The sequence below is a fragment of the Corynebacterium sp. genome (assembly GCF_030826625.1).
Taxonomy (GTDB): Bacteria; Actinomycetota; Actinomycetes; order Mycobacteriales; family Mycobacteriaceae; genus Corynebacterium.
In genome coordinates this window covers 12,939-29,382 of sequence record NZ_JAPJNQ010000020.1, presented here as the reverse complement: position 1 = coordinate 29,382, position 16,444 = coordinate 12,939, and the positions used below count along the sequence as shown (strand labels likewise).

10 protein-coding genes are annotated in these 16,444 nt (G+C 57.4%); 9 read left to right on the top strand and 1 reads right to left on the bottom strand.

Annotated elements, in window-relative coordinates:
• Positions 1-19: 19 nt before the first annotated feature.
• Positions 20-1,465, bottom strand: a complete 1,446-nt coding sequence (locus RCH87_RS04090; RefSeq protein ID WP_306515468.1) for a sodium:alanine symporter family protein — start codon at positions 1,463-1,465, stop codon at positions 20-22.
• 99 nt (positions 1,466-1,564) lie between these two features.
• On the opposite strand from RCH87_RS04090, the gene RCH87_RS04085 reads away from it, so the two are divergent.
• The 9 genes from RCH87_RS04085 to RCH87_RS04045 all read left to right on the top strand — a co-directional run bounded on the left by RCH87_RS04085 (position 1,565) and on the right by RCH87_RS04045 (position 16,370).
• Positions 1,565-2,524, top strand: coding sequence for an ABC transporter ATP-binding protein (locus tag RCH87_RS04085; protein ID WP_306515467.1), 960 nt, complete (start codon positions 1,565-1,567; stop codon positions 2,522-2,524).
• Positions 2,521-4,173 carry a hypothetical protein gene (locus RCH87_RS04080; RefSeq protein ID WP_306515466.1) on the top strand — a complete coding sequence of 551 codons (1,653 nt, stop codon included), beginning with the start codon at positions 2,521-2,523 and terminating at the stop codon, positions 4,171-4,173. Before RCH87_RS04085 ends, RCH87_RS04080 begins: the two co-directional genes overlap by 4 nt.
• 271 nt (positions 4,174-4,444) lie before the next feature.
• Positions 4,445-7,381 (top strand): choice-of-anchor M domain-containing protein, encoded by a 2,937-nt coding sequence (locus RCH87_RS04075; protein WP_306515465.1) that lies wholly within the window; start codon positions 4,445-4,447, stop codon positions 7,379-7,381.
• Between the two features lie 163 nt (positions 7,382-7,544).
• Complete coding sequence (locus RCH87_RS04070; RefSeq protein WP_306515464.1) at positions 7,545-10,232, top strand: choice-of-anchor M domain-containing protein; 2,688 nt, start codon at positions 7,545-7,547, stop codon at positions 10,230-10,232.
• 71 nt (positions 10,233-10,303) lie between these two features.
• Positions 10,304-12,172 carry a TIGR03773 family transporter-associated surface protein gene (locus RCH87_RS04065; protein ID WP_306515463.1) on the top strand — a complete coding sequence of 623 codons (1,869 nt, stop codon included), beginning with the start codon at positions 10,304-10,306 and terminating at the stop codon, positions 12,170-12,172.
• A gap of 112 nt (positions 12,173-12,284) precedes the next feature.
• The gene (locus RCH87_RS04060; protein ID WP_373690912.1) at positions 12,285-13,751 is read left to right on the top strand and encodes an anchored repeat ABC transporter, substrate-binding protein; all 1,467 of its coding nucleotides are present in this window, start codon (positions 12,285-12,287) and stop codon (positions 13,749-13,751) included.
• A 95-nt stretch (positions 13,752-13,846) separates the two neighbouring features.
• Positions 13,847-14,749: a choice-of-anchor M domain-containing protein gene (locus RCH87_RS04055; protein ID WP_306515461.1), complete on the top strand. Its 903-nt coding sequence runs from the start codon at positions 13,847-13,849 to the stop codon at positions 14,747-14,749.
• Positions 14,750-14,751: 2 nt separating this feature from the next.
• The gene (locus tag RCH87_RS04050; protein ID WP_306515460.1) at positions 14,752-15,480 is read left to right on the top strand and encodes an anchored repeat-type ABC transporter ATP-binding subunit; all 729 of its coding nucleotides are present in this window, start codon (positions 14,752-14,754) and stop codon (positions 15,478-15,480) included.
• On the top strand, positions 15,480-16,370 hold the full coding sequence (locus tag RCH87_RS04045) for an anchored repeat-type ABC transporter permease subunit (RefSeq protein WP_306515459.1): 891 nt from the start codon (positions 15,480-15,482) through the stop codon (positions 16,368-16,370). Before RCH87_RS04050 ends, RCH87_RS04045 begins: the two co-directional genes overlap by 1 nt.
• Positions 16,371-16,444: the final 74 nt, after the last annotated feature.

Here is a 16,444-nt window from a genome sequence, read left to right as displayed (position 1 = left end):
TAGCAGCATTGCGTGTCGGTTAAAACCTACTGCGCCAGGGGTTTTTCGTCTGCACGAGGAAGTTTTCTATATCCACCGGCTGCGCCCGCAGCGTCGGATCGAAATCTAAATAGGCCTTCGTCTCACGGGCGACGAGCCCGGATAACAGCAGCAGGCCAATCAGGTTTGGTATTGCCATCAGACCGTTCGCGATATCCGCGAAGGTCCACGCCAAGCCAATCTCGGTGGTTGCGCCGACATAGATTACGCAGGTAAACACCATGCGGTAGGGAACAGAAGCCCAGGCGCCGAAGGCCCGCTCGGCGCTGCGCTCTCCGTAATAGGACCAACCCAGGATCGTCGAAAACGCGAAGAACACCACCGACAGCGAGACGATCGTGCCACCCCAATCGGAGCCGATGCCTGCGCTAAATGCGTCGGCAGTCATGTTGGCTGCATTGCTCTCGCCGGCTTCCCACACCCCGGTGGTCACGATGACTAGTCCGGTCATGGTGACCACGATGATGGTGTCGATGAAGGTTTGGGTCATAGAAACCAAGCCCTGGCGCACCGGGTGCGTGGTCTTGGCAGCCGCGGCAGCAATCGCCGCAGAACCCATGCCGGATTCGTTAGAGAAGATACCGCGGGCGACACCCATCTGCATTGCCAGGATTATTCCCGCCCCGAGGAACCCGCCGGTGGCAGAGGTACCAGTGAACGCGTCGTTAAAGATCATGGCGAAAGCCGCCGGAATTTCGCTGGCGTGCATGACCAGCACAATGATCCCGCCGGTCAGGTAAATAATGATCATCAATGGAACAAAAGCCGAAGTGACCTTGCCGATAGAGCCGATGCCCCCAAGCAGAACCGCACCGATAAGCACGAACATGATGACACCGGTAACCGTGGGACTCACATCAAAGGTGTTTTCCAAACCAGCGGCGACGGCATTGCCCTGGGTGAGGTTTCCAATACCGAACGAAGCAATGATCGCTGCGATGGTGAAGAACCAGGCCAAGAATTTACCGAACCCGCCGGGGATTCCCTGGGAGAGGTAGCGCTGCGGGCCGCCCGAGACTTTGCCCTTTGCATCGGCCACACGGAAACGCACACCTAAAAACGCCTCTGAATACTTCGAGGCCATACCCAGCAACCCGGTGATCCACATCCAGAACAGAGCACCCGGCCCACCAATGGAGATCGCCGTGGCCACACCGACGATATTTCCCACGCCGACGGTGGCGGCGAGGGCAGTGGTTAGCGCCTGGTATTGCGTGATGTCGCCTGCGCCAGCCGCGTCATTACGGTCAATGAAGCCGTGGCGCAGCGCCACCCCGAGTTTACGAAATTGCACGCCACGCAGCCGGATCGTGAGCCACAAGCCAGTGAATAACAGCAGGGGAATGAGGAACCACTGGCTCCAAATGAACTTGTCGATGCTATCCAGAACGTTCTGGAGTGAATCCGCGAATGAATTGTCTGCCATAAGCTACAGAGAATACGCACAGCACCCTATTTATTTCTCTGCTGGGTTGCTAGGCTTTGGGTTGAAGCTATTATCTCAAGTAGAAAGCCTAGCCTAATCATGATTGACCCAACAGTGCCCGCCGGTCCTGCCTCCGGTGGGCGTTCTTCTGTGCAATCTGAATCATCTGCTTCTCACCTGCCGTCCGGATCAGGACCTAACCAGAACGCCGCACTACACGAAAATGCTGCGCTACAGCTGCAAGGTTTGAGCAAGTCTTACAGCGGCAAGGTCGTCGTGCGGGATATTAATCTTCGGGTTCCGCGCGGTAGCTTTTACGGCCTCGTCGGCCCGAATGGTTCGGGTAAGACGACCACCGTGCTGATGGCTACAGGTCTGCTGCGCCCCGATGCCGGTACCGCGCTGGTGTGTGGGCACAACGTGTGGGGTAGTACGGCGGAGGCCAATTCTGCGAAAGCTGCTTACGGGATGCTTGCCGACGGTTTGCCCGTCTTTGATCGCCTATCCGGACAGGAATACTTGCATTACCTGGGCCTTCTACGCGGAATCGACGAGCCCACGGTGGCGCAGCGTTCCCGTGAGTTGCTGGATGCGTTGGACCTGGCTGATTCTTCCAGCAAGTTGATCGTCGATTATTCCGCAGGCATGACCAAAAAGATTCTGCTGGCCGGGGCACTGTTGCACCGTCCGGATATTCTGATTCTCGACGAGCCTTTTGAGGCCGTCGACCCGGTTTCTGCGACCACCATCCGCGAGATCTTGCAAGCCTATGTTGCCAGCTCCGGCACGGTGATTATGTCTTCGCATGTGATGGAAACGGTGGAAGCGTTGTGTGATCACGTCGCGGTGATCGGCAAGAACCAGGTGCTTGCCGACGGCACGTTGGATGAGGTGCGCGCTGGTTCCAGTTTGAGCGAGCGTTTTGTGGAACTGGTCGGTGGGCGCCATTTGGCGGAAGGCTCACTGGAGTGGCTAGCTGGCGCGGGACAGGGCAGCTCTAGTGTCGACGCTGTCGATAGCAATAACGCTGCCGATAGCAATAAGGAGGCGCAGCAGTGACCCGCACAGCACCAATCACCCACACAGCAGCGCAACCGTCGCTACGAGTATTTACCAGCTTGCACTGGAAATTGTGGAAGCGGCATTTCAGTACGAATACTTCGCAAATTTTCATCGCCATAATAGTCGCGTTTTATTCATTGATGGGGCTGGTTGGTCTCGGCGCATTTACGCTGCTGGGGGCCGCCGATGGGAATTTCATGCCCATGGTCTATAGCCTCGCTGCTGGCACTGTGGGCTACTGGCTGGCAGCGTTATTCATGCCGGCCGGAGAGAACCAAGTTGATCCCGCACGAATGGCGGTGCTGCCGCTGACGGAAACAGTGATGTTGCGGGGCACGGCGGTGACCTCGCTGTTGACGGTGCGGGGCGTGCTGGCGATTTTTAACTCATTGGTGATGATCGTGCTTGGTGCCGTTGGTTTGGTGCAGCACGGCAGCGGATGGGGCATCGCGGTGTGGATACCGGCTGTGCTGGTTTCACTGGTGATTACGGTTGCTGGTGGGGAAGCCTTGGCAAAGTTGCTGGGAAGCGTAGGAAACCGCAAGAACAGTGAGAAAATTGCGATGGTTAGCGCCCTGGGCTTCATCGTGGCGATCTTCGGTTTCAACGTTGTTGTCAATGGCAGTTCGGAGTTTTCGCTGCCGTGGGATACTTTGCTGGCACTTGTGGCATGGACTCCGTTTGGTGCGGCACCAGGTGCGGCGGTCGCAGTGCTGCAGGATCACTGGGTAACCGCGCTGCTACAGGCTGCGATTGCAGCAGTGACGGTAGCGGTGGCGTGGCGCATGTGGCGCTGGGCGCTGCGGCGTAATGCGCAGACCGTGACCGGCGATTCCGGGGCGGCAGCCACCGGGTCTGAGGCAGGAAGTGTCTTGTTGCCGGGGGTGCGGGCGTCGGCAAGCGGGGCAGTGTTCTCTCTGACCTTGCGGTATTGGCGCCGCGATATTCGCTTTACCTACAGCCTGATGGTCATGCCACTGTTTTTGGTGATGGTGCTGGCACTGGGAGCGACTAATGGTCAGTCTGGTATGGCCTATGTCGCGGTGCTGTTTTTCGTGTTGTTTGCAGCGGGTATGACCGCGAATGCGTTGGGTTATGACGGGCCGTCGAACTGGGTGCACATGAGTGCTGGACTGGCGCCGCGCACGCTATTGTGGGCACGCACGCAGGCAGTGTTGCTGCTGACTCTGCCGACCTTGGTGATCTACCTGGTGGTTTTGGCGATGCTGGGTACCGAGCTAACCACTGTGGTGGTGCTCGCGGTGATCGCGGGCTCGGCGGTGTTGCTGAATGCGGGGTTGGCGGCGCTGTTGGCAGTGTGGAATCCGTTTCAGGTTTCCGCGCCGGGCACCAACCCGATGAAGGATAAATCGGGTTTTTCCGTTGGAGCGCTGATCATGATGCTCGCATCTGTGTTCTTGGTGTGGTTGCCGCTCGCGCCGGGGATTATCATGATGATTGTTGGCATGAACCTCGATGATGGTGGTGTCACACGGCTGTCCGGCTTGCCGACGTTGTTCTGGGCTGGGGTTGTCCTGAGCCTGTTTGTTGCGCTGGTTGGGCTTTGGCTGGGACATGCTGCGGCCGCGAAGCGTTTGGAAAAGCGGTGGCCGGAAGTCTTTGCCAAGGTGCGGAATTTTTATTAAAACTGCACGGTATAGCGGCTTTCTACAGCTTCTACAGCACGAATATCTTTTGGGATGACCGGGCTGATCACGGTGGTGATGGGCCCGGTTTTATTGTGCCCTGATGTGCGTCACGGTGGTGCATGGGTGCATGGGTGTATGCGCGGTTGTTGAGCCGTGCGGTTTTGCTGCTTTAAGCAGGTAGTTCCCAGACTTGTTGCAAACTATTTTCAGGTGGGTTATTTTTAACTAACCTCATTGGGAATGACTTTCAATAAGAAAGGTTTTATTAGTGAAAACTTCAGATTTCTCGCGAGCCGACGTGCGCGCCCAGGGGCGACGTTTTACGGTGTCTGCATCGCGTCGTTCGCGGGTTCGTATCGCGGTGGCAGTAACCGCGGCATTGAGCACGGCGTTTGCTGGTCTCCCTGCTGCTTCGGCAGGACCTGATGATGGCAAAATCATTTTGACCGAACGCCACATTGATTCGCCTTATGTGGTTAGTAAAGATGGGCAGTTCGATGCTCGTACTAAATACAATCAGATTATCGACGGTGACTATCAATCAACAACAGCAGCTTTTGCCGATTCTGCCCTGTGGATTGGCAAAGGCTGGGATGATGAAGCGAAAACCAGGTCGAAATACCAAATTACGTTGCCCGATAACGGCGATTTTGCTTTCATTGGCGAGCCGGGTGAAACCTACGTGCAAGCACCTAGTGGTGCAACCGGCAGCAATCACAAGCCGATTTGGTACGGATTCGGCGCTGAGAGTGACCTCGACGTCGACAATGTACAAAATGGTCGTGTCGCACTGGATTTGATCAGCGTCGACGGCCCGGGGGATATGGAACAGTACAATTACAACCCAAACGACGTTTTCAATCTTGCACGCGTGGTTGGCACAACGGAGTCGTCATCGCATTCTATCTCGATCAAACCTGCTGAGCACACGCACTTAAACACGCTGTTTACTAAGCCGGGTCGGTATGAGTTGCAGTATCGTGTGAGCTCACGTACCAACGACGGCAAATTCGTCACTTCAGAACCGCGTACCCAGGTAATTCAGGTTGGCGGACAGCGACCACTGGATACTCCAACCGAATCATTGGAAGATCGTTTTAACAAAGCTCCTCAAGGAGATACTGCGGCGGCAAATTACCGACTAACCATTGCACCGAAATCCGAGCCAAAGGCGGGTGGGGACGACAAGCTTTCGACAATCACCTTCGATGCGGGTAAGGAAGGCCTGAATGGTACCGTCACTTTGTTCGTCGACGGATATTTCTTAACGGACCTGGCCGTGGAAAATGGCAAAGCAACCTGGGATGAGCTGTTGAGTCCGAAGCAGTCGAATATTCAGGCTGTTTTCACCCCGGATACTGTGGTCACCGGTGAATCCACTGTTCAGGGCGCTGGTGAGGGTGCTGCGGCTGTTGCAGGGGCAGCTGCTCCGCGGTGGATTTCTGCACCGCTAGCATATTCTGCCGGCGAGTCGAAAGAAACCACCAGTGCACAGCATGCGGATGCATTGCCGAAGGGTAATAATAAGCGGGATCTGCGAACTCCAGAACCCGGCACCCAGTTGGCCAGCAAAGATGTTGACGTGCGTTATGTTTCCGGTGATGGGCTAACCGACACCTATTACGTAGAAGCCAAGGATCCGAATTTCCAAGGTGCGTTTACCGGTGGCGTCTATAGCACGATGAAGGATACGGAAGGTGGTTACGCTGACTTACCATTAGAAGGCGCTATCGTTAATGGCAAAGGCTTTGTGACGATCGATAAGACGTATGCACCACGTGAAGGCGTGCTGTTCATGAACGTTATTCCGCACCCTGGTTATGGGCTAGCTAATGCTCGAGGGGCAATTACTGAAAAGTTTATCCGTGGTAACTCTTACGAAGGTACCGTGCACTTCGGCGACCTCCCTGGAGCATCGGAAAGCGTACCGGGTGCTTCTGATGGTGTCGGTGAACAGCCACCTGCAGAAAAGCCATCTGAGTCTCCAGATGTGCCAATGGATCCGCAAACCCCTGAGTCTCCGGAAACGCCGAAGACACCGGGGGTACCAGAGAATCCAGGAGCACCCGACGGGCCTGCGCTTTCGCAGCAGGGTCGTGGCATGTGCGTCGACAAGCACTTACTGGACCGCGGGCATGTTGATATTTTGGCGAAGCGCAAGGGCGACGGGTTCGATATCAGCCTGAAAGATGACACTCGGTTGGTTGAGAAAAAGAGTGTCGAGCGCGCGTTGCGCGATGTGGCCCTGGTGGTGGGTGATAACACCAAGCAGACTCGACGGGCAGCCCACCAGGGTACGGACTTTGATTTTCTTGGTAAGCAGGATGACGGCTTCTACCACTTGCCACAATCACAGCGTCCCGGTGTGATTTGGCCGGGTTATAACACTGAAGCGATTGATTTTAACAAGATTGATGGGGAAGTCTCGCTCAATCTGCAGCCGCGTGATGTGCCGGAAGACGCAACCTGGGGAACATTTATTGATGGACGATTGGGTGAGGCGCCGACGGTCTTGTCTGATTCAACTAAGAACGATCATTCGATTGAGTCAAGCTTTGCCTCACACACTCACATCCACTGGGGATTTTCCAAGCCGGGGGTTTATACCTTCGATGCTAATTACAGTGCGAAGGGTAAAGACGGCCGTGAGATGAAGTCCGAAAGCCAGGAGTTTGTCATTACGGTGGGCAACGAAGCTTTGGAGACCTGCAAGGCACAGAAACCAGCAGCAGAGCAGGAAAGCAAGCCTGAGGGGCGCCCGGCTGAGCCCGAACCAGCACCTGGGAAACCAGATGGTGAGTTAAAGCCGCAGGGTCCAAAACCCGTTGAACCGGAAGCTCCGAAGCAACCAGAAGAATCGACTAAGCCGGAAGCTCCGAAAGATCCAGACGCTCCGAAAGATCCGAAGCCGAGCCAACCGGAAAAGCCAGGCAATGGGAAACAGCCAGACGCCCCGAAGAAACCTGAGAATCCTGCAAAGCCACAGCCTCCGAAGCAGCCAGAAAAGCAACCGGATAACCAGTCCAAGCCAGGCGGTTGGTCATTGCAAAACTTCTTCTCCAACTTCAACCCGGTTCACTTGCTAGCACCAGTTCTGGGCATTGTGTTCATTGCCCGTATGGTTGCATTGTTCTTCGAATTGCAGCCGCAGGTTGCAAACTTCTTTGCGCAGAACATGCCGGGATTGCCGAAGTGGGGAAAGTAGTGAAGAGCTAAAACACTTTCTCCACGGGTGGGGCCATTTCTCCATAATTTCTGTATGACACACCGGGAACCTTAAGCCTTGTTGCAAACTGCTTTCAGTTACGGTATTTTGACAACACTCCTGAAAGGCGAATTCATTATCAATAACGAAAGGCTTATGAGTCATGGCCCCACAGCTTCGTCGCTCGCGTGCGGCAGGGCGGCGTAGCCGCAATATCCGATTAGCGGTCGCAGTTACCGCAGCCCTCAGCACCACTTTTGCTGGGTTGCCAGCAGCAACCGCTGGTCCAGACGACGGCAAAAAGATCCTTACCAAAGAACACATTGATGCGCCGTATACCGTGCGGGATGAAGCCGGGGTGTTTGATCTGTACGCACATAACAACGAGGGTGCGCACAAGTTCTCAGAGTCGGCAATCTGGGTTGGTAAAGGCTATAACAGTGATGACGCTGATAAGAAGCAGCAGTATCAGTTCACTGTGACTGATAATGAGCGCCTGAGCTATTTAGGCAACCCAGGCGAGACCTTTGTCTATTCGCCAGAAACTCCGCTGGGTGGACGGCAAGACCCAGCATGGCTCGGTTATGGTGCAGACAAAGACTTAAACGTCGACGATATGCTGAATGGCCGGGTATCGCTGGATCTTTTGTCGGTTGATGGGCCAGGCGAGGTAGAACAACTGCAGTACCGGTCCGGGCACGCGATCGATGTCTTGCGTCTTTTGGGCACCAGTGCATCGTCGCCACGGTCCATTTCGATTGAGCCCGGCGAGCACAACCACATCGGAACCGTATTTACTAAACCCGGCCGATATGAGCTGAAGTTTCAAACCAGCGGTCTGCGTAAAGACGGCACTTATGTGGCCTCCGAACCGCGAACCATGGTAATTCAGGCGGGCGGACAGCAGCCGAAGGCTGAGGCCACAACGCCTTTACAGGAACGCTACAATCAGGCGCGCACAGCAAATCTTGCAGAGGCGAATTATCGTTTAAGCGTTGCGAAAAAAGCGGACCCGACTGTCGACGGTGACGATAAGCTTTCCACCATTTCGTTCGATGCCGGAAACCCGGAGCTTTCGGGCACCGTGACGTTATTCGTCGACGGCTATTTCCTGACCGATCTTGAGGTTGAAAACGGTAAAGCCTCCTGGGATGAATTGCTGAGCGCCCAAGAATCCAATATCCAAGCGGTGTTCACCCCGGATGATGAGACCTCGGCGCACTGGATTTCTGCACCGTTGGCATATTCTGCTGGCCAGGCTGGGGTAGAAACCACCTCGGACAATCATGCGGAGCAACTGCCCGAGGGCAAAAACCTGCGGACCTTCAACTTCCCGGCACCGAATACTGCGGTCGCGAATGATGAGGTCACCGTGAAATACGTCCCTGGGGCTAATGGGGTCGGAGAAATCGTCGTCGAGGCGAAAGACCCGAATCTGCAAGGGCTGATTACGGGAGGAATCTACGAAAATGAAGAATGGTTAGAAAAAGGAACCGCAGATCGAGACCTGGCGGGCACCTTTCAGGACGGTAAAGGAACGCTCCGGTTTGAAGATGATCACTTGCCGGAAGACTCGATTCTGAAAATTGATGTCATTCCACATGCTGGATTTGGCCGTAAGACTGCGTCCGGCATTGTCACCGACAAATTCAATGCTGGAACCAGTGCCGAGGCGACCTTCCGCTTGGGCGAGATCGATGGCTCGCTAGAGCCTGATCTGCAAAAACCAGGACAAACTGGTCAAGGAGACGCTGACACGGAAAAACCGGGGGCGCAAAACCCAGGCGCAGAACAGCAGGAACCACCAAAGAATAACGAGCAGCAGGGCAGTGATGAGCAAGCTGGGCGCGCAGTTTGTGAGGACAAGGTTTTGCTTAATCGCGGTCACGTCGACATTCTGGGTAAGCGTACTCAAGACGGCCTTGATATTGCGCTGAAAGACGATACGCGGCTGGCCGCAGATAAATCCGTAGAACGTTCCTTGGAGGATGTTGCTTTTGTCATCCGGGACAATGCGAAACGGAAGCGTCCAGAGCAATTGAGCGACGAAAAGTATGACTTCATTGGCGCGAAAGACAGCGAGTTCTACTACTTGCCGCAAGCTCAGGACAAGGCCATCTTGTGGCCTGGGTACAACACTGAGGCGATTCGGGTACAGGACGAATTCGACGGCCCAGTATCTCTGAACCTAGTTCCACGTGAAACGCCGGAAAACTCCAGCTGGGGTGTGTTCATCGATAAGGGGTCCTTCGGAGGCGATCATGAGATTCTTGCAGACTCCACCAAACAGGATTATTCGATTGAATCCCATTACTCAGCGCACACCCATGTGCACTGGGCTTTCTCTCATCCGGGAATCTACACCTTCGACGCCAGCTACAGCGGCAAGACGAAAGATGGCCAAGATCTAAAATCTGACAGCCACAAGCTCGTCGTCACCGTCGGGGAAGAGGCATTGGAGACGTGCAAGACCGCTCCGGCACCAAAGCCTGATCAACCAAGTCAACCAAGTCAGCCAAGCAAACCGAACCAGCCAAGCCAGCCAGGGCAGCCACACCCCGGTGGAAACCAGTCTGGTGGCCAGACACAACCAGAAAAGCCAGAAAAACCAGAGAATCCCGAGAAGCCAGGTGCTCCGGAAAGCGGTAAGAAGCCAGAGGCTCCGAAGGATCCAGGCAAGCAGTCCGCACCAGGTAGCCCGTCACCAAAGGGCTTCTTCTCTAACTTCAATCCGGTTCACTTGCTAGCACCAGTTCTGGGCATTGCGTTCATTGCCCGGATGGTCGCGCTGTTTATGGAGCTGCAGCCGCAGGTAGCCAATTACCTCGGTGATCGTTTTCCGCGTCGCTGATCGTTTCCCGCGTGGATGAGACACCATCCACAAGAATCCACTAATTCCATCTTCCCGGAAAGAAACCGCACATGACCGCATTGACAACTTCGCCGCCACGGCCAGCACGCACGTATTCTGCGCTGCTGACAGCGTTGGTGCTGTGTTGGGTAGCCGCGTTTGCCCCACGCGCCATAGCCCAAACTTTTGACCGTGGGCACGTTGACGTCTTCTACGTCACTTCCCATGGCGGCGAACTCTCGCTGTCGATGAAAGAAGACATTACCGGCGGCGGAGTACAACGACCTGGCGACGACGTCGTCCTACACGTCAGCGATGCCGCCTGGTCGGAAGCTACGGCAGGTGTCGATGGCATTGGCCAAGCGACGTACTTCTTGCCGCAGTCGCAAAACCACGACGTGATCTGGCCCGGCTGGGATACCCAGCCTGTTGCAGCCGACGGATACCAAGCCGTGGACTTCAACTTCCAGGACGTCTCCGGCCCTGGCGAGGTCTATATCTTCGAAACCGAGGGCTTCGGTGGCATCAAATCTGTCACCAACGATGGGTCATACAACCTGCGCACCGGCTCTGTCATCAACCAGCCATACCCCGCTCACAAGCACATCAACTGGGCATTTACCCACCCAGGCACCTACCAGATGACGGTCTATGCTACGGCTTCTGGCCAAGCCAGCAACGCTGTGACCTACACCTGGCAGGTCGGCGGCGAAGCCGGCGATGCCCCAGCACCGGCGGCACCCAGCGGCGGCGGAGCAACGCATGGCGGCGGACACGCAGGCGCAGGCGCCGGACAACCAGGAAACACAGGAAACCACGGTGGCGCACCAGCACCACAGGGTGGGGGACAAGCAGCCCCCGGTCCACGAGCCGGTGGAGCACGCCCAGGGCCAGCACAGGCCCCAGCACCGGCGGCACCCAGCGGCGGCGGATCGTCGTCGGCAAGCAATTCCGGTGGCGGCAACGCACAATGCACCCCCGGCCTGCAGCCCCACATCAAAGACGACACCACCAGCCCAGCGCAATGGCGCCCGGCACACAATGCCACGTTCTACTTGTCTTCCAATGCAGAGGTGAACCTGCCCAGCAATGTCGGCACCGTGCCGGAAGGCAAAGCCTGGATGATCGGCGCCACCCAGGTGGCGGGCGTGCCATGGTTAGGAGCCAACACGCAGCACCCATCGATGCACGAGCACCTCGCCAGCAGCGTGCGCTGGGATATCACCGGCTTTAGCGGACCAGGCCCGATGACGGTGTACTCCCAAGGACAGCTTGGCCAAATCGTCGGCGAGGAATGGTTTCGTGCCGCTGGCGGAGGATTCCAAGGCAGCAAAGCCATCCCGCGCAACACCCACGTGCACCCTAACTGGGTTTTCGGTGCGCCGGGACACTACCAGGTGAATATCACCCAGTCGGCACAACTGAGCAACGGTAAAAAAGTTTCCGGTAGCGCAACGCTGAACTTCGTCGTGGGAGGTAACAACCCCGGCGGTGCATTCAGCGACGGCCACTTTGACTTGGGCGCCATCGTCAATCCAGATGGTGGCGAATGTGCGGCAGCCGGAGTCTCCGGTGGCGGGGCAGGCGCAGGTGGTGCTGGTGGTGCCGCCGATATGGCTGCCGCTCACGGCCTGAGTGCAGAAGAACTTGCAGCCCAAGGCCTTGCTGCCGACGGCACTCCACTAGCTGCTGGCGCGTTCGGCACTGGGTTCGGTGGGCAAGACTCGAAGTTGTTTAATATCGCTGCGATCGTGCTTGGCTTGGGACTGTTGTTCCTGGGCATCGCAGCAGCACACTATGCCGTGAGGAAAGCGAAATCTGCCGAAAACAGTGACGAGCCCGGCGATGGTCCCGGCGGCCCCGGATCGGACGGTTCGCAACCACCGCAACCGCCACAGCCACCACAAGCTCCGCAGACCACGATGATCCCACAGGTTTAGTCCCGCTCATGAGCGTGAAGAAAGATTAAGTATGAAACACCGCCGCACCTCCTCTTATACGCAACGCTTAGGCGCTGCGCGGTGGTCTGGTACCAAAAAACTCGGCTACAGCATGGCTGCAGCCCTGGCGGTTGCGGTGACCCTCGGCGGAACCTTGGCCTTCAGTGGGGCAGCCGAAACCACCCGATCGGTAGGCCAGGCACAGGCTGACCAGCACCGACTGCGGGTGGTAGCGACCACCCCAATCTTGGCGGATTTGGTCTCTCAGGTTGCCGGTGAAGACGCAGATGTCACCACGCTGATCCCAGCGGGCAAGGACCCCCACGACTTCGAACCCAGCCTGCGCACGGTCCGCGAAGTTGCCTACGCTGATCTGGCTTTTGCCAACGGCCTGCTGTTGGAACCACCAGCGTTGGCTGAAACCTTGCGCGAATCCACCGCGGGCGTAGTCGTCGACGTCGCTGATCGCGCGCCGTCCTATGGTGCAGAGCTGATCCCGCTGATAGAAAACGTTGCCCTCGATGCCGTGTGGCTAGGGCTGCGCGTGCAAGGTGCAGAGCAATCCAATTCGGTGAAATTCACCATGACCGATGCCCAGGGGCCGGGAGACGTTGCTGCCTATATCGTCTCCACCTTCGGTACCCCGGAGCCTATCTTCCCATCGGAAAGCGGCATCGACCTGCCCGCCAACGCGCACACGCACGTGTCCTGGGCGTTTAGCGAACCAGGAATCTACCGGCTCACCTTCGCAGCCACCGGACAACCAGGCTCGGAGGCCACCGAGGAGCAAACCATCACTGTCGCGGTGGGCGTGAACCCGGAAGAAGGCGCGGAAGTTATCGATTCCGGACACGTGGATATCACCGCCGATCTTGCCGACGGGACCATCAGCCTGCGCGACCACGATGCCTACTTCGATCCGAATACCACCGTGCTCGCGATCCCGTCGTCGACCCTCCAGCCCATCCCGCCGGACCCTGCCTACCGCTTTTTGGGACGCCCCGGCCAAGAGACCTACCTGCTGCCGCAAGCGGTGCTAGGCAAGCACCTGCACGGTGAGATCGACCCGCACCTGTGGCACAACACCCGCAACGCGCGCGCCTATGTGGAGGTCATCGCCGAGCAGATGGCCAAAGCGGACCCGTCGAATGGCCACCGCTACCAGCAGCGCGCCGAGGAATATAACCAGCAGATCAAGCTTGTCGACGACGAACTGCGCGCTACCTATGATGCGATTCCGGAGCATCGCCGCCACTTGGTGACCACCCACCACGGTTACACCTATTTAGAGCAGGGATACGGGATTAATATCGCTGGCTTTGTTACCCCGAATGCCTCGATTGAGCCGTCCCCGCGTGATGTGATCGCACTGCAGCGCACCCTGGAAAATCTGGATATCCCGGCGGTGTTCGTCGAACCGAATGCGGCTGCTTCTACCTCCACGTTGGAAGAAACTGCGCGCCGGGCCGGGGCGCAGGTGTGCACGATTTACGGCGACACCTTGGACAAGGATGTGCCGACGTACCTGGATCTGATGCGTTTTAATGCGCACGAAATCAACCGATGTTTAAGCCCCTAAGCCAACAGCCCTAGCAGCCCTGGTGCGGCCGCGCCGGGGCAACACAGCAATGACCACAGAAGCAATAAGCACAGAAACAGCGAAAAGGAACTCCCATGAAGATTAAAACCACATCCCGCACAACCACACTGCGCACCCGGGCCGCAGGCCTCGCACTAGCGGCAGCGACTGGGTTGGGCGTAGGGCTTTTCCCGGCAGCGCAGCCAGTTGCATCCGCGCAGGGAAGTGATCTGTCGCAGGTGGTGACCGGCGATGAGGCAATCGCGCCGGAGGGCGAGAAGGTTGTCGTGGAGGCCGGACACATTGATATCGGTGCGATGGTGATCGACGGGGAACTCCGCATTCTCGCCCGCGATGACCGCAGCCAGCCGCCGGTATGGCGCCATTTGGACGATATGGTGTTCCAGTTGCGGGAAAATTCGGTGCAGACGCTGCCGGACAACGATGATTTCTCTTTCGTCGGCGCTGGCGCGAACGAGCCGGCTTACGTGGTGCCACAGACAGAGATTGTCGATGTGCCCTGGCTGGGTTGGAACACGCAAGCACCAGCGTTGACTGACAATGTCCAAAACGGCGTAAACATGGACTTTTTAGGCCACAGTGGCCCAGGTGAGTTCGCGTTGTTCCTGCAAAATGGTGGTTTCGAAGCCCCGGATGTGCTGTGGTCGACGGCTGACGGCAAAGACGATGACTTCTTTGTTGAGCTGCACACCCACACCCACGCGAATTGGACGTTTACCGAACCCGGCGTGCACCAGGTGGGACTCCAGATTACCGCCACCACCAACGACGGCGAAGAACTCTCGGCACGAGAGGCGGTGACTTTCGCGGTTGGCGAGGGCACGGACCCGGCTGAAGCCCACAATGCTGTTTTTGACTGGGAAAACGCCTCCACTGGTTCTTCTGGGTTCCAGATCTCCTGGTTGCTGGTTGGCGGAATCGTGCTCGTCATCGTGCTGGTTGGTGTTGGCGTAGCTAGCCGCGGAAAGAAGAAATAAGCATGCAACCGCTTATTACCGTCGACAAGCTGCAGGTTTTCCTGGGTGGGCGCAAGGTGATCACCGATGCTTGCATAGAGATCGGCCAGGGCGAGTTCATTGGTTTGCTCGGCCCCAATGGCGCGGGGAAGACGACGTTCATGCGTTCCATCCTCGGGCTGGTACCAGTGAAAAGCGGCGAGATCACCGTGGATGCCTCGATTGGTTATGTGCCGCAACGCCACGACGTCGCCTGGGAGTTTCCCTGGAGTGTACGCAAGACGGTGCTGTCTGGCCGGACTGGAATCATCGGGTGGTTCCGGCGCCCGCGTCGGCACGACCACCAGGCCGTCAATGCGGCGCTGCAGTTGACGAATCTGGAGGATCTCGCCGACCGCCCGATCGCGGAACTTTCCGGTGGGCAGCGCCAGCGGGTGTTGTTGGCGCGCGCTTTGGCCACCCAGCCGGAGGTGTTGTTTTTGGATGAGCCGTTTACCGGGTTGGATGCGCCGAATACGGAGGGCCTGTTGGAGCTGTTTGAGCAATTGAGTTCGCAGGGCACGAGCATCGTCATGTCTAGCCATAACTTGGCCGAAGCCGTGCACACCTGCCACCGCGTGGTGTTATTTAACAAGGGGATTATGGCCGATGGGCCTGCCGACGAGATCCGCGCGAACCCGCAGATCTGGTCCGAGACCTTCTCCGTCGCGCCGAGCTCGCCACTGCTATCTGCGATTGGGGTGGGTGTGTAATGCCTAATTCTGTGATTTCTTTTCCGGAGTTCCTGATGGATCTCGCGAACCCACAGCTGGATTTCCTGGCGCGTGCGGTCGCGATTTCTGTGATTGCCGCGATTACCTGCGCCGTCGTCGGCTGTTATGTCGTGTTGCGCGGCATGGCCTTTATCGGTGATGCGGTCTCACACGCTGTGTTCCCGGGCCTGACCATCGCGTTCGCCCTGCAGGTTTCCGTTCTGCTGGGTGGTGCGGTGGCCGGAGCGGTGGTCGCGATCCTGATCGCGTTGTTCTCGCAGCGGCAAAACGTCCGCGAGGATTCCGTGATCGGCATCTTCTTCGCTGCTTCCTTCGCGGTGGGCATGGTGATCATCTCCCGCACCGAGGGGTATACCGCCTCGTTGAGCAGCTTCCTCTTCGGCTCGCTCACCGGTGTTTCCAGCACGGATGTGTGGTTGGCTTTGGCCGTGTCTGTGCTGGTCTTGGCGACGATCGTCGTCATCGGCCCGCAGCTGAACGTCACCTGCCTGGACCGCGAAACTGCCCGTGCAATGAACATTCCGGTGCTGCTGATGGACATCGTGCTCTACCTGGCTGTCACCGCGGCCGTGGTGATCTCGGTCGGTACCGTCGGCAATATCTTGGTGCTCGCCCTGCTGATTGCGCCACCGGCCACTGCCCGTTTGATCACCTCAAACTTGACGACGATGATGGTGCTTTCCGCGACCTTCGGCGCGCTGGGTAGCTTCTTCGGGCTGTATATCGCCTGGGCATTCGACCTTCCGGCGGGCGCCAGCATCGTGTTGTTGCTTTCGGTCTGGTTCCTGGTGGTTTGGGCACTGATGCCGTCGATCAGAACCCTGCAAACCACCAGGGCCGCGCGGGTGAGCAGACAAGCAGCCAGCTAAACCAGTTGGTCAACACGGCTAGCCAACCAGCAAGCTAAACCAGCCAGCTAATTCAAAAAACTGAAAAATACGAA

Coding starts and splice junctions, on each gene's coding strand:
- RCH87_RS04065 (WP_306515463.1), top strand. CDS start 10,304: ATGACCGCATTGACAACTTCGCCGCCACGGCCAGCACGCACGTATTCT.
- RCH87_RS04070 (WP_306515464.1), top strand. CDS start 7,545: ATGGCCCCACAGCTTCGTCGCTCGCGTGCGGCAGGGCGGCGTAGCCGC.
- RCH87_RS04050 (WP_306515460.1), top strand. CDS start 14,752: ATGCAACCGCTTATTACCGTCGACAAGCTGCAGGTTTTCCTGGGTGGG.
- RCH87_RS04090 (WP_306515468.1), bottom strand. CDS start 1,465: ATGGCAGACAATTCATTCGCGGATTCACTCCAGAACGTTCTGGATAGC.
- RCH87_RS04060 (WP_373690912.1), top strand. CDS start 12,285: ATGGCTGCAGCCCTGGCGGTTGCGGTGACCCTCGGCGGAACCTTGGCC.
- RCH87_RS04045 (WP_306515459.1), top strand. CDS start 15,480: ATGCCTAATTCTGTGATTTCTTTTCCGGAGTTCCTGATGGATCTCGCG.
- RCH87_RS04085 (WP_306515467.1), top strand. CDS start 1,565: ATGATTGACCCAACAGTGCCCGCCGGTCCTGCCTCCGGTGGGCGTTCT.
- RCH87_RS04055 (WP_306515461.1), top strand. CDS start 13,847: ATGAAGATTAAAACCACATCCCGCACAACCACACTGCGCACCCGGGCC.